Below are 13,710 nucleotides of genomic sequence, written 5' to 3'. Positions count from 1 at the left end.
GCGTAAGCATGCTTGTTGCGGCACAAGGCTTTGCACAGGAACGCGGCGGCGTCGTCAACGTCGCGACGATCGGCGAACTCACCACGCTCGATCCGATGACCGCAACGGGCGACCTGCTCGGCATGGTCACCCAGCACTTCTTCGAGACGCTCTACACCTTCGACAAGGACTGGAACGTCGCGCCGCTGCTGGCCGAGGCGCTGCCCGAGGTGTCGGCCGACGGCAAGGTCCACACCATCAAGCTGCGCCAGGGTATCGTCTTCCACGACGGCTCGGCGATGACCGCCGAGGACGTGGTCGCATCGCTCAAGCGCTGGCTCGAGGTTGCCTCGCGCGGCAAGCTGGTCGCCGCCAATGTCGACAAGCTCGAAGCCGTCGACGACTACACCGTCCAGGTCACGCTTAAGCAGCCTTTCGCGCCGCTGACCGCACTACTGGCCTTCAATAATTCGGCCGCCGTGGTGCTGCCGTCGGAGAAGATCGCCGAGACGCTCGCCGAATATGTCGGCACCGGTCCCTACATGATCAAGGAGCGCAAGGCCGACCAGTATCTCCAGCTCGTCCGCTTCGACGGCTACAAGGCCCGCGAAGGCGAGCCCGACGGCTTCGGCGGCGCCCGCAAGCAGTATCTCGACGAGATCCGCTTCGTGCCGGTGCCGGACGCCAATACCCGCGTCGAAGGTGCCATCGCCGGTCAGTACGACTATGCCGACCTGTTGCCGGTCGAGGCGTTCGACCGCCTGAACGGTCAGCAGAAGACCGAGCCGCTGGTGCTCAAATCCTTCGGCTGGCCGATGTTCATCATGAACAACAAGGAAGGCATGATGACCAAGCCCGGCCTGCGCAAGGCCGTGCAGGCAGCCCTCAACGCCGAGGACATGATGGCAGCCGCGTTCGGCAAGCCCGAGTTCTTCGCCCTTGACGGCGCGCTCTACCCCGACGGTTACCAGTGGCGTTCGGACGCCGGCATCGAAGGCTACAACCAGGCCGATCCCGAAAAGGCCAAGACGCTTGCCACCGAAGCCGGTTACGACGGCAAGCCCGTCCGCATTCTGACCAGCCGCCAGTACGAGTTCCACTACAAGATGGCGCAGGTCGCGGCCGAATACCTCAAGGCCGCTGGCCTTGCGGTGCAGCTCGACGTCGTCGACTGGGCGACGCTGGTGCAACGCCGTGCCGAGCCGGCGCTGTGGGACATCTTCATCACCCACAGCCCGTTCCTGCCGGATCCGGCGCTGATCGCACCGCTGCCTTCGTCCTATCCGGGCTGGTGGGCCAGCGAGGCCAAGGACAAGCTCGTCGTCGCCCTCAACACCGAGATGGACCCGCAGAAGCGCGTCGCGATCTTCGCCGACATCCAGAAGCTCATCTATGAAGAGGCCCCCTTCTACAAGGTCGGCGACTTCAACGCGCTGTCGGCGAAGTCGCCGAAGCTCGCGGGCTTCACGCCGTCGGCCTGGCCGTACTTCTGGAACGCCTATATCGCCAAGTAACAAGAACAATCTCCGCCGGCGCGGCCAAGGTCGCGCCGGCGGGTCAATGGGAGCCGATCGATGACACGATACGTCCTGCAACGCCTGTTCGGCATGCTGACCGTGATGTTCACGGTCGTCACGATCGTCTTCGTCATCGTCCGCGTCGCTCCCGGCGATCCGGCCGCGGTCATGCTCGGCCCGGACGCAACGCCTGCCGATATCGAGGTGCTCAGGGTGCGCCTCGGCCTCGACCAGCCGCTGCCCATACAATATGTCTACTTCCTCGCCCAGCTCGCCCGCGGCGACCTCGGCCATTCGATCTTCCTCGACATGCCCGTCGCCAGCGCCCTGCTCGATCGCGCCGAGCCGACCTTCTTCCTCACCATCTTCGCGATCCTTATCGCCAGCGCCATAGCGCTGCCCGTCGGCATCATGTCGGCCTACAAGCGTGGCAGCTTCTTCGACCAGGCGGTGACCACGCTCACCATGCTCGCCGCCAGCATCCCGAGCTTCTGGCTCGGGTTGATCCTGATCCAGGTCTTCGCCGTCAGCTTCGGCTGGTTCCCGGTCGCCGGCTATGGCGGCCCCGATGCCTCGTTCCTGACGCGCATGAGCCACCTCGTACTGCCGGCAGTCGCGCTCGGTGTCGTCTCGTCGGCGCTGATCACCCGCTTTACCCGCGCCTCGATGCTGGACGTTCTCAATGACGACTACGTCCGCACGGCCCGCTCCAAGGGCATGGGCGAATTCCGGGTCATCATGAAGCACGCCTTCAAGAACGCGCTGATCCCGGTGCTGACCGTCATCGGCCTGACCGCCGCCCTGCTGGTTTCCGGCGCCGTCGTCACCGAGACCGTGTTCAGCCTGCCTGGTGTCGGCAACCTGGTGGTGTCGGCCGTGCTGCGGCGCGACTATCCCGTCATCCAGGGCGCCCTGCTCGTCATCGCAGCGATCTACGTGCTGATCAATTTCGGCATCGACCTGCTCTACCTCATGATCGATCCCCGGGTACGTTACTGATGGCCGCCGCATCCGCCTCCGGCGTGGACACCCCACGCATCTCGACGCTCATCCTGCAGCGCAAGACGCTTGCGATCGGCCTTGCGATCATCGTGGCGATCACCCTGCTTGCCGTTCTCGCGCCGCTGATCGCGCCCTATTCGCCAAGCAAGCTGTCCATCGTCAACCGGCTCAAGCCGCCGAGCTCGACATGGTTCTTCGGCACCGACGAGTTCGGCCGCGATGTCTTCAGCCGCACCATCTATGCCGGGCAGCTGTCGCTGCTCGTCGGCGCGGCAGCCACCGCACTTGCCGCGACCGTCGGCATCACGCTCGGCCTGGTCGCCGGCTTCTTCCGCAAGGCGGACGGGATCGTCTCGCGTATCATCGATGCGATGATGGCCTTCCCCGACATCCTGCTGGCCATCGCCCTTGTCGCAGCACTCGGGCCATCGCTGGCAACCGTCATCATCGCGCTCGGCGTGGTCTATGCCCCGCGCCTGGCGCGCGTCGTACGGGCCTCGACGCTGGTGATCCGCGAACTCCCTTATGTCGAGGCCGCACGCGCCCTCGGTGTGCCGACATGGCGCATCATGACGCGACATGTCCTGCGCAACCTCGTCTCGCCGATCCTGGTGCAGGCGACCTTCATCTTCGCCTACGCGATGCTGGCCGAAGCCGGCCTGTCCTTCCTCGGCGTCGGCGTCAGCCCGGAAATCCCGACCTGGGGCACGATGATCGCGGCCGGCCGCCAATATGTCGGCCAGGCCGACTGGATGACGATCTTCCCCGGCTTCGCCATCATCCTCACCGTGCTTTCGCTTCAACTTGTCGGCGACGGCCTGCGCGACCTGCTCGATCCGCGCCTGCGCAAGGATCTCTGACATGGCCATGTCCACACCCAACGCAGACAATCATCCAGACGCGCTCGCCGACGACATCGTGCTGCGGGCCGAAGACCTGCGCACGCACTTCATCATGGGCACACGCACCGCCAAGTCGGTCGACGGCGTCACCCTCACCGTTCGTCGTGGCCAGACGCTCGCCGTCGTCGGCGAGTCCGGCTCGGGCAAGTCGGTGACCAGCCTGTCGATCATGCGCCTGCTGTCGCATCCCGGCCGCATCGTCGGCGGCCGCCTGCTCTACCGCATGCGCGACGGCGGCGTCGTCGATCTCGCCACGCTGAGCGACAAGCGGATGCGGGCGATCCGCGGCAAGGAGATCGCCATGATCTTCCAGGAGCCGATGACGAGCCTGAACCCGCTCTTCACCGTCGGCGACCAGATCATGGAGATGATCCGCCTGCACGAGCCGATCAACCGCCACGAGGCGCGCATTCGCGCCCGGCGGATGCTCGAACTGGTGGAGATCCCCGCCCCCGAAAAGCGGCTCGACCAGTACCCGCACGAAATGTCCGGCGGCATGCGCCAGCGGGTGATGATCGCCCTCGCGCTCGCCTGCAATCCTGCCCTGCTGATCGCCGACGAGCCGACCACCGCGCTCGACGTCACCATCCAGGCGCAGATCCTCGACCTGATGCGCCGGCTGCAGCGCGAGATCGGCATGAGCATCCTGTTCGTCACCCACAATCTCGGCGTCGTCGCCGAGATTGCCCATGAGGTGGCGGTCATGTATGCCGGCCGCGTCGTCGAGCAGGCGCCGGTGCACGACCTGTTCGCCAGGCCGCGCCATCCCTACACCAAGGGCCTGCTCGCCTGCATCCCCGACGCCAAGCGCGACCGCGCCGAGGACGGCACGCGCAAGATGCTCAACCCGATCCCCGGCAGCGTGCCGAGCGTACTGGCGCTGCCCGCCGGCTGCGCATACGCCCCGCGCTGCCCGCTTGCCGAGGCGCACTGCGAATCGGTCCCGCCGGACCTGCTCAACGCCTCGCCCGAACACCTGACCCGCTGCTGGAGGCACGAACTTCTGTGACCGACACGACGCACACGACACAAGCGCCTGACGATGTCGACATCCTGCTGTCGGTGCGCGGGCTCAGCAAGCAGTTCTTGACCGGCAGCGGCCCGGTGAAGGCGGTCGAAGACATCTCCTTCGATGTCCGGCGCGGCCAGATCGTCGGCATCGTCGGCGAATCCGGCTCGGGCAAGACCACTGCCGGGCGCTGCCTGCTGCGGCTGGTCGAGCCCTCGTCGGGCGAAGCCATCTTCGACGGCGTCGACCTGTTCAGCCTGCCGGAGAAGGCCCTGCGCGCCTACCGGCGTCGCCTGCAGATCATCTTCCAGGACCCCTATTCGAGCCTCAATCCGCGTATGCGGGTACGCGACATCATCGGCGAAGCGATCGACACGCACGGCCTCGCCAAAGGCGCCGCTCGCCAGGCCCGGATCGAGGAACTGCTGACTCGTGTCGGCCTGTCCCCTGAGCATGCAAGCCGCTATCCCAACGAGTTTTCCGGCGGCCAGCGCCAGCGCGTCGGCATCGCCCGCGCGCTCGCGGTCGAGCCGGAACTGATCATCGCCGACGAGCCGGTGTCGGCGCTCGACGTTTCGGTGCAGGCGCAGGTGCTGAACCTGATCCAGGAGCTGCAGCGCGAACTCGGCCTGACCATGATCTTCATCTCCCACGACCTGACGGTGGTGGAGTATCTCTGCGACGAGATCGTGGTGCTCTATCTCGGCCGCATCATGGAACAGGGGCCTGCGCGCTCCGTCTATGCCAAACCCAGACATCCCTATACGCGGGCCCTGCTGGCAACCGCACCGGTGCCCGATCCCAACATCAGGCGCGAGCGGGTTATCCTGCAGGGCGACATCCCAAGTCCGCTCGACCCGCCATCCGGCTGCGTCTTCCGCACGCGCTGCCCGCATGCGATAGCAGCCTGCGCCGAAACCGTCCCGACACGCGAGACGGTCGGCCCCGGCCACAGCGTCGCCTGCATCCGCCAGGCGGAACTTGCAGAAACATACCAGGACTGATCGATGACCCCTTATGACAGGCTTGCCGCGCTCGGGTTGACCCTGCCGCCGCCGCCCTCTCCCATTGCCACTTATGTCCCGTTCGTTCGCGAAGGCGACATTCTTTACCTCTCCGGCCAAGGGCCTAAGCACGCCGACGGCACATTGCGGACGGGCAAAGTCGGCGCCGAGATCGGCATCGAACAGGCCTATGACGATGCCCGGCTGACAGGCCTCAACCTGCTCTCCATCCTCCACGCGGCAACAGGCGACCTGTCCAGGGTTCGCCGGGTCATCAAGCTGCTCGGCATGGTCAACGCGACGCCGGACTTCGCTGCGCACCCCAAGGTCATCAACGGCTGTTCGGATCTGCTGCTCGAGGTGTTCGGCGAGCGTGGCCGCCATGCGCGCTCAGCCGTGGGGTTTGGCTCATTGCCCGACAACATCACCGTCGAGATCGAGGCCATCGTCGCCATCGAAGCGTAGCCCCCGCGGCGTGTGTCTTGGGTGATGATGCGGCGGACGTCGATGAAGGCGCCATCAGTGCGACACTGATGGCGGCGCCGGCAACCGCCTACGACTTCGACCCGGCGCGCGCCTGCCAGACTTGATAGAGATTGCGCCCGCCACCGGCCTTCGGAGGACAGTGCCTGATCGAAACCCCTGATTGCTGGTCGAGCGGCTTCGACAGCTCGGCAGCATATGCGGCGGTCGACAGGCCGAAGGCTTCGGCGTCTTCATTCGAATAGGCGAACGCGATGTCCTTGATCCCTGCCATGCGCATCGCGGCCAGGCACATCGGACAGGGTTGCCCGCTTGCATAGACGGACAAGCCGTCGAGCCGTGGCGACCCCAGTGCCTTGCCCGCGGCACGCAGGGCCAGAAGCTCGGCATGCGCCGTCGGGTCGTTGTCGGCCAGCATACGGTTCATCGCGCGGGCGACGATCTCGCCGTCCTTGACGACGACAGCGCCAAACGGCCGCCCGCCCTGCTCGACATTGTCGAATGCCAGGGCGATCGCCTCGCCAAGGAAGCTGTCGATTTCGCTCACTTGGCTCCGGCCTTTTCAAGCAGTCCAACCATGGCGTCATAACCGCTGGAGCGTGCATGGCTGAGCGGCGTCACACCATCCTTGTCCGCAAGATTGACGTCGGCACCGGCATCGATCAGCAGCTTGACGATCTCGACATGGCGTTGCCCGCCGTCGCCAAGGATGATGGCTTCCAGCAGCGCGGTCCAGCCGAGATTGTTGACGTGGTCGACGTCGGTGCCCGCCTCGATCAGCGTGCGCACCGTATCGACATGTCCCCGTTCGGAGGCTGGAATGATCGCCGTTCCGCCATAGCGGTTGGTGCTCTTGAGGTCGGCCCCATGCTGCAGCGTCAGCTTCAAAATCTCGAGATGTCCGCGCGCGCCCGCATAGAGGTAGGGGCTGTCATTGATGTTGTCCTTGAGGTTGACGTCGGCGCCTGCCTCGATCAGCGCCTTGGCGGCGTTCACCTTGTTGCCATGCGTCGCGACCAGCAGCGCGCTGCGCCCATCCTTGTCGCGGGTGTCGATCTCGGCACCGTTCGACAGAAGCTGCCCGATGGCCGCAACATCGTCGCTGGCCGCCGCCGCATGCAATTGAAACTCGGTCATGTTCTCTCCTGAAGCAGACGAGGGAATGGAATTGAACAACATGAACAACAGGGCGAGCAGGCTATACGCTGCACTCCAACCCGCGCGAAATCTTAAGTCCGCCATGCGACTTCCTTCTTCTTCCATTTGCGCTGCAGACTATCGCTGCATTCTTTCTGACCCCGCAAACGAGCCGCCAAGGGCGGCCTCCGACCTTGCAGTCATGATCTTCTCTATATGGCGCAGCCACCAGCATTCTGAAATTAAATGTTTGGATAATTTGCAGTGATTTGCTGAATGCGCACCCCTATCAGGATGATGCTCGATCCTGCAGTGTCTTGAGCGGTTCGAGACCCATGGCGGGCCGGTAGCGCAGCCGCACGAAGCTGGCGCCGCTGCCCAGTAATGCAAATGCTGCGCCCAGCCACAGGGCGATGACCGCTCCGTGTGCGCCAAACAGATTGAAGAGTGCGGCCACGATTGCGACACCGCATGCCTGGCCCAGATTGCCGATGACGCTGGACATGCCGCCAGCGCCGCCGCTGCGTTCGGGTGGCACGGACGTGATCATGGTGCGCATGTTGGGCGATTGGAAAAAGCCGAAGCCTGCGCCACAGACAGCCATGCGCCAGGCGACATCCAATGCATCCGGCTCGGGCGGCATCGCTGCCAGCAGGAGCATGCCCAGGCTCAGCACGGCGAGGCCGACGCCGCCCAGCAAGCCGGCGGGAATGCGGTCGGACAAGTGGCCGGCCAGCGGGGCCGAAAACGCAAGCAAGGCGGGCCATGGCGTGATCAGGAAGCCTGTCTCGACCTGGGTATAGCCGAGCAGTTGGAACAGGAACGGCAAGGATACGAACGCCAGCGCCTGGGTGATCATGGTGAAGAAGGAGGCGACGGACGACAGGGCGAAGATCGGTTTTCGCAGCAGGTCGATGACCAGGATCGGTGCCGGGCGGTTGGCCTGACGTTTCAAGAGAACCGCGAGGCTGGTAATGGCGATCGTGGCGTTGGTCGCCACAGTTCCCCACGACGCCCCCTGTGCGGCCGTGTTCAGCGCAAACACCGTCGTCGCCAGGAACAGCGCGCACAAGGCTGCCGCCCAGCCGTCGAAACGCCGGGCGCTGCGGATCGTCGGCGGCAGCGCATACAACCCCATCACGATGCCGATCAGGCCAAGCGGCACCTTCATCAGGAACAGCCAGTGCCAACTGGTCAGGCTGAGAACGGCAGAGGCGACCGACGGCCCTGCCGCGAACGAAAGCCCCACCACCAGGGCATTCAGGCCCATGCCGCGCCCCAGCAGGGCGTGCGGATAGATGAAGCGCATCATCGCCACCCCGGTGCCCAGGATGCCGGCAGCACTCACGCCCTGGACGACGCGCCCCGCCACCAGCCATTCGAGCGACGGCGCAAGGCCACAGACCAGCGAGGCCAGCGTGAATAGCACCAGCCCGCCCATCGAGATGCGCCGGAGACCGACAATTTCACCGAGTGCGGCGGCGGGCAGCAGCGAAGCGACCATCGCCAGTTGGTAGGCGCCGACGATCCAGATCGATTGGGCCTCGGTCGTGTTCAGGTCGCGGGCGATCGTCGGCAGGGCCGTATTGGCGATGGCCGTATCGAGGTTGGCCATGCATACGTTCAGCAGCACGGCGCAGGTTGCGATGGCGCGTTGCCGGCCGTGAAGGCCGTCGCCGGGGGCCGAAAGCTGCTTTTGCCTGAATGCCAGCACGGAAAAACCTGTAACGGCGCGGCCTCTTGGGCCGCTGCGCGAAAGCGATGAGAGCAATGGAGCGAGCCGTGAAGGCTCATCCTTGCCTAGCGCCATGGTATTTCATGCGCAAATGGGATATATGAATGATAATCATTCACGATGATAATGAACTGATATGCTGGATCCTCGGCTGCTGCGCGCCTTTGTGACCATCGCCGACACGGGAAGCTTCACCCTTGCCGCCGACCGCCTGCACATGACGCAATCGACGATCAGCCAGCAACTGGCCCGGCTCGAGGATGCCGTTGGCAGGGAGTTGATCGACCGGGCCGCACGGCCCGTCAGGACAACCGCATCCGGCGAGCGTCTCATCGGGCACGCGCGGCGCATCCTGTTGCTCCAGGGTGAAGCCGAGCTCCTGCTTGCAGACACGGCCGGAACCGCATCGATCCGCATTGGCTTGCCCGACGACATAGCGACGGGCACCATGACGAACGCATTCGCCGAGTTTGCAAAAAGGCACCGCGAAGTACGCCTCGATGTCACCGCAGGTCTCAGCCTCGACCTGACGAAGCGCTATCGCGGCGGAGAATTCGACATCGTCGTGGTCAAAGAAGCTACGCCAAGCGCCGATCATCGCGCCGCATTCCCAGAGGCCATCGCCTGGTTCGAAAGCGCCGACGCAAATCCCAATTGGCCCGAACCCTTGCCGCTCGTCACCTTTCCGCCGGGCGGGCTGTATCGCGATGCGATGTTCGAGCGGATCGACCGCGAACGCCTGCGCTGGTACGTCGCGTTCACGAGCAGCAGCCTGAGCAGCGTCCTGTCAGCCGTGGAAGCCGGTCTCGGCCTCTCCTTGCTTCCGGTCGGCACGACGACGGGCCGCCGGGCCCGCCAGTCCGCCGCCTTCGGCTCGGAACCGTCGATGGTCGTGTCGCTCTATTCCTGGGAGGGAGGCGGCATCGTCGCGGAACTTGCCCGGGACATGACCGCCATCTTGCACGGGCGCTTTGCGGCTCGCTGAACGGTTCGCTATGCGGTGACAGCAGAGCCCAGGCATCCACAATTGCTGAGGCCGGGTCGCCGGTTTACGGCCTGCGGAACCTGTCCTCGACATTGCCGACCTAGATCGGCATGCGGCCACGCTTTGGCGTGATCATCCACGGCTCGACAGACACCGGGCCGGCCTCGCGAATGCGCACCGAACGGGCAAAACCGGCAAACGCATTGCGCGCGCCGTCGACGGTCAGCCGGCCCTCGCGCGCTGCCTGGCATGCGCGGACGGCTGTGTTGTGGATCGGGCCGCGCCGGTTTTCCGGCCACTTCGTCAGGAATTCGAGCGCATCGGTGATACAGGCGATTTCGCGGATGGTTTGATCCTCGTCCTTGACGAAGATCGGGCGGGAAAAGGCTTTTGCGGTCATCACTTCCTCCTCGGTCCTCGACCGTCTTCTCGAGCAAGCGGACATTGCCGCGATGGCCGCGACAAGCTGACAAAGAAATGGCGACGGCAGCCTTTCCCGTCAAGAATGGAGGCAGGCACAATTCAGCCCTTCGGCGGTTCGTCGGCCAGTATTCCTGCCTCCGTGCAAAACGTCTCGAACGCGTCTCTTGCTTCCTCGACCGGGATGGAGCCGTTGATGGCGGCCTGCATGGCGTTCTCGGCCAGGTAGAAGAACGGATTGCGCTTGTCATGCGGCCACGTCTCTAGAAATTCGGCCGCATCGGGGACCGAGACAACCTCGCGCAGCGAGAAGTCTCCGTTCTTGATCCAGACATTCGGCATGAAATCCATGAACCTCAACGCGGCTGTGGCGGGACGGTTGCATGGCAGGCCTCTTGCTATAGTCCAGATCGCCGCAAAGACTGGTCCCGTCAGCCGCCAGGTCGTCAACGGTTGACGATGTCGCCGAGGAACGCCTTGGCGCGATCGGTGCACGGGCAATCGAAGAATTCGTCAGGCGCACCGGTCTCGACGATGCTTCCCTTGTCCATGAAGATCACGCGCCCGGCGACCCGACGGGCAAACCCCATCTCGTGCGTCACGACCACCATGGTGGTGCCGGACCTGGCGAGGTCGATCATCACGTCCAGCACCTCTTTCACGGATTCCGGGTCGAGCGCCGATGTCGGTTCGTCGAACAGCAGGACATGGGGCTGCATGGCGAGAGCGCGGGCGATGGCGACGCGTTGTTGCTGGCCTCCGGAAAGGGCGGAAGAAAGCTTGCCGGCATGCTCGGCAACGCCAACGCGTTCGAGAAGATGCATGGCATGATCTTCGGATTCCCGACGCCTCCTGCCGCGAACGATCCGGGGCGCCAGCGTGACATTGTCCAGTACCGTCAGATGCGGAAACAGATTGAAATGCTGGAACACCATGCCGACGTCGCGGCGCAGACGGCACAATTCACGGGCCTTGTAGCCGACAGCGACGCCGCCGATCGCGACCTCGCCTTGCTGCCATTCCTCAAGCCCGTTGAGACACCTGAGCAGCGTCGATTTTCCGGAGCCCGAGGGACCGCAGAGGACGGTGCACGTGCCGCTTGCGATATCCAGGGAAATGTCGCGAAGAGCACGCCACGAACCGTACCATTTGGACAACGAACGCACCGCTATGGTGGCATTGACGCTCATTGCGGTTTCCTTTCGCCGCTTGGCGCGCGGGAGTGGGCGCGCTCGGAATCACGTTCCAGCCGGGCGCTTACCTGCGACAGCCCAAAACACAGCGACCAGAACACAAGGCCGACAAACACGTAGCCTTCGGTGGCGAGACCCAGCCAGTTCGGATCCGACAGGGCCGCCGTGACGATGTTGAGCAGGTCGAACAGACCCACGACCATGACATAGGTCGTGTCCTTGAGAAGCGAGATTGCCGAATTGACAATGCCAGGCAGTACAGCGCGCAGAGCCTGGGGCATGATGATGTAGCCCTGGGTCGCCCAGAAGCCGAAGCCGAGCGCGTTTGCCGCTTCGCTCTGGCCGCGCCCGACGGCCTGCAGGCCGCCCCGCGCGACTTCGGCGAGATAGGCGGCGGAATAGAGCGTGATGCCGGTCATTGCGAGCGTCAGGCGCGGAAACTCGACGCCCGGTGGCAGAAACAGCGGCAGCATGATCACCGACATGAACAGGATGGCGATGAGCGGCATGCCGCGCCAGAACTCGATGAAGCCGGTGGCGAGCAGGCGCACCGCGGGAAGTTGCGAGGTTCGTCCCAGCGCCAGAAGTATCGCGATCGGGAACGAGAACACGAATGCGCCGATGCCGACCACCATCGTCAGCAGCAGGCCGCCCCATTTGTCCGAGGCAACCGGCTGGAGGCCCAGCACGCCACCGGAAAGCATCACGAAGGCAGCGACCGGATAGAGGCAGAATCCCCCGATCAGAACCTTGCGCCGACCCTTGAAGTCGGGCGCCATCGCAAGTGCCAGCAGCAGCGGCGGGGCAAGCAGCACGATCCAGGCCCGCCAGCGTTCTGCCTCGGGATAGAAGCCGAAGGCGAACTGCGGAAGCCGGTTGACGATGAAGGCCCAGCAAGCGCCGTCCGGGCTGCATTCGGCCCGGCTTGAGGCGACCCATGTGGCCTCGACGAAGGCCCAGTCGACGATCCGCCCGCCCAGCGTCCAGGCGAGGTAGGCCAGGCCGAGACTGACCGCCGTGCCGAAGGGATTGGCGACGACGACCGCAAGCAGTCGACGTGCGGCCGTCACCGGCGATTGCGAAACCGGGGAGCGAACAAGCGAAGACGTGGCCATTGATCAGCGCTCCACCAGCTTGACGCGACGTGCATAGGCGCTCGTCGCCAGCGCGACGGAGGCGCTGAGAGTGAGATAGACGAAAGCTGTGATGAGGACGATCTCTACGGCCCGGCCGGTCTGGTTGAGCGACGTGCCGAGGAAGACGTTCACCAGATCGGGGAAACCCACCACGGTGGCAAGCGCCGACGCCTTGATGAGGTGGGTATACTGGTTGGCCAGCGGCGGTATCATAACCCGCAGCGCCTGGGGGACAATGACCAGCCGCAGGATCAGCTTCGACGACAGGCCAAGTGCCAGTGCCGCCTCCTTCTGTCCCCGTCCGACCGACTGCACGCCCGCCCGGACGATCTCGGCGATGAAGGCGGCGTTGTAGATGATAAGCGCTGCAACCAGTGATACGAACTCCGGCATCAACTTGAGCCCGCCGCGGTAGTCGAAGCCGGCGAGCATGGGGATCTGCCAATCGAGGGTAGAGATCGCGGCGGCATTGGCGACAAGGCCGCCGGCGACGAGCGCCAGACCGAAGCGCGGCGGGGTCTCGCCGCGCGCCCGGGAGCGCCGCCGGACCACGCATCCCACGACGATCGCAGCCAGGCCCGCCATGACGGCCGCCGTCAGGATCGCGGCGGCACCGCCGGCGACCGGCGCCGGCAGGTAGAGACCGCGGTTGCTGAGGAAGGCGACGTCGCCAAATCCGATCGCCTCCCGCACGGTTGGCAGCGAACGCAGGATTACCGTCTGCCAAAGCAGCAGATGCAGCAGAAGAGGCAGGTTCCGCACGACCTCGACATAGCCCCTGGCGACAAGGCGCACGGGGGTGCTGGGGGAGACCCTCGCAAGCCCGATGATGAATCCTAGGATGGTGGTGGCGACGATGGAGATCGCCGCGACCAGCAGGGAGTTCAGCAGACCGGCGAGGAACACCCGGCCGTAGGTGGAAGTCGGCTCGACCGCAATCAGGCTGAACGCCATCTTGAAGCCGGCTTCCTGCCAGAGGAAATCGAAGCCCGAGGCCAGGCCGCGGGCTTGAAGGTTGGCAACGGTGTTGCGGACCAAGAGGACCGCCAGGGTGGCGACGAGCAACAGCACCGCCGCCTGCTGCAGGATCGCCTTGTGTCGCGCCCACCGCTGCCTCGGGCCGAGTTGGGGACGCGCATCGGCATCGCTGCCGTCCGCGCCGCTCCACAGGCCTGAAGCCATGTCCTGGTCCGAGGCAGCCATGGGTG

Annotated in this window: 15 protein-coding genes; 7 read left to right on the top strand and 8 right to left on the bottom strand. The window is 64.9% G+C overall.

What is annotated here, in order from left to right; genetic code table 11:
• The first annotated feature begins 8 nt into the window (after positions 1 to 8).
• The 6 genes from CO731_RS13245 to CO731_RS13220 are packed head-to-tail and all read left to right on the top strand — an operon-like array spanning position 9 to position 5,878.
• Positions 9 to 1,493: an ABC transporter substrate-binding protein gene (locus CO731_RS13245; protein WP_245439868.1), complete on the top strand. Its 1,485-nt coding sequence runs from the start codon at positions 9 to 11 to the stop codon at positions 1,491 to 1,493.
• A 60-nt stretch (positions 1,494 to 1,553) separates the two neighbouring features.
• Positions 1,554 to 2,495: an ABC transporter permease gene (locus CO731_RS13240; RefSeq protein ID WP_199914461.1), complete on the top strand. Its 942-nt coding sequence runs from the start codon at positions 1,554 to 1,556 to the stop codon at positions 2,493 to 2,495.
• Complete coding sequence (locus tag CO731_RS13235; protein ID WP_108607499.1) at positions 2,495 to 3,358, top strand: ABC transporter permease; 864 nt, start codon at positions 2,495 to 2,497, stop codon at positions 3,356 to 3,358. The genes CO731_RS13240 and CO731_RS13235 overlap by 1 nt, the downstream gene beginning before the upstream one ends.
• Positions 3,359 to 3,365: 7 nt before the next feature.
• Complete coding sequence (locus CO731_RS13230) at positions 3,366 to 4,409, top strand: ABC transporter ATP-binding protein (protein WP_108609821.1); 1,044 nt, start codon at positions 3,366 to 3,368, stop codon at positions 4,407 to 4,409.
• Between the two features lie 41 nt (positions 4,410 to 4,450).
• Complete coding sequence (locus CO731_RS13225) at positions 4,451 to 5,413, top strand: ABC transporter ATP-binding protein (protein ID WP_108609820.1); 963 nt, start codon at positions 4,451 to 4,453, stop codon at positions 5,411 to 5,413.
• Between the two features lie 3 nt (positions 5,414 to 5,416).
• A complete protein-coding gene (locus CO731_RS13220) occupies positions 5,417 to 5,878 on the top strand; it encodes a RidA family protein (protein ID WP_108607498.1) in 462 nt (153 codons plus the stop codon).
• 88 nt (positions 5,879 to 5,966) lie between these two features.
• Here the strand turns inward: CO731_RS13220 and CO731_RS13215 are convergent, their stop codons facing one another.
• From CO731_RS13215 to CO731_RS13205, 3 genes are all read right to left on the bottom strand, one after another.
• A complete protein-coding gene (locus CO731_RS13215; RefSeq protein ID WP_108607497.1) occupies positions 5,967 to 6,443 on the bottom strand; it encodes a nucleoside deaminase in 477 nt (158 codons plus the stop codon).
• The gene (locus CO731_RS13210) at positions 6,440 to 7,033 is read right to left on the bottom strand and encodes an ankyrin repeat domain-containing protein (RefSeq protein ID WP_245439330.1); all 594 of its coding nucleotides are present in this window, start codon (positions 7,031 to 7,033) and stop codon (positions 6,440 to 6,442) included. Before CO731_RS13210 ends, CO731_RS13215 begins: the two co-directional genes overlap by 4 nt.
• A 289-nt stretch (positions 7,034 to 7,322) precedes the next feature.
• Complete coding sequence (locus CO731_RS13205) at positions 7,323 to 8,747, bottom strand: MFS transporter (RefSeq protein WP_199914460.1); 1,425 nt, start codon at positions 8,745 to 8,747, stop codon at positions 7,323 to 7,325.
• Between the two features lie 157 nt (positions 8,748 to 8,904).
• On the opposite strand from CO731_RS13205, the gene CO731_RS13200 reads away from it, so the two are divergent.
• The gene (locus tag CO731_RS13200) at positions 8,905 to 9,753 is read left to right on the top strand and encodes a LysR family transcriptional regulator (RefSeq protein WP_108607494.1); all 849 of its coding nucleotides are present in this window, start codon (positions 8,905 to 8,907) and stop codon (positions 9,751 to 9,753) included.
• Positions 9,754 to 9,853: 100 nt separating this feature from the next.
• On the opposite strand, the gene CO731_RS13195 is transcribed toward CO731_RS13200, so the two are convergent.
• The 5 genes from CO731_RS13195 to CO731_RS13175 all read right to left on the bottom strand — a co-directional run bounded on the left by CO731_RS13195 (position 9,854) and on the right by CO731_RS13175 (position 13,705).
• Positions 9,854 to 10,153 carry a DUF982 domain-containing protein gene (locus CO731_RS13195; protein WP_108607493.1) on the bottom strand — a complete coding sequence of 100 codons (300 nt, stop codon included), beginning with the start codon at positions 10,151 to 10,153 and terminating at the stop codon, positions 9,854 to 9,856.
• A 122-nt stretch (positions 10,154 to 10,275) separates the two neighbouring features.
• Complete coding sequence (locus tag CO731_RS13190) at positions 10,276 to 10,524, bottom strand: DUF982 domain-containing protein (RefSeq protein ID WP_108607492.1); 249 nt, start codon at positions 10,522 to 10,524, stop codon at positions 10,276 to 10,278.
• A gap of 95 nt (positions 10,525 to 10,619) precedes the next feature.
• The gene (locus CO731_RS13185) at positions 10,620 to 11,363 is read right to left on the bottom strand and encodes an amino acid ABC transporter ATP-binding protein (protein ID WP_108607491.1); all 744 of its coding nucleotides are present in this window, start codon (positions 11,361 to 11,363) and stop codon (positions 10,620 to 10,622) included.
• Complete coding sequence (locus CO731_RS13180) at positions 11,360 to 12,481, bottom strand: amino acid ABC transporter permease (protein WP_108607490.1); 1,122 nt, start codon at positions 12,479 to 12,481, stop codon at positions 11,360 to 11,362. Before CO731_RS13180 ends, CO731_RS13185 begins: the two co-directional genes overlap by 4 nt.
• A gap of 3 nt (positions 12,482 to 12,484) precedes the next feature.
• Positions 12,485 to 13,705 carry an ABC transporter permease subunit gene (locus CO731_RS13175; RefSeq protein WP_108607489.1) on the bottom strand — a complete coding sequence of 407 codons (1,221 nt, stop codon included), beginning with the start codon at positions 13,703 to 13,705 and terminating at the stop codon, positions 12,485 to 12,487.
• Between the last annotated feature and the right edge of the window lie 5 nt (positions 13,706 to 13,710).

Origin of the sequence: Aminobacter sp. MSH1, from assembly GCF_003071665.1 — a bacterium.
Taxonomy (GTDB): domain Bacteria; phylum Pseudomonadota; class Alphaproteobacteria; order Rhizobiales; family Rhizobiaceae; genus Aminobacter; species Aminobacter niigataensis.
This window is presented reverse-complemented; position numbering and strand designations above follow the sequence as displayed.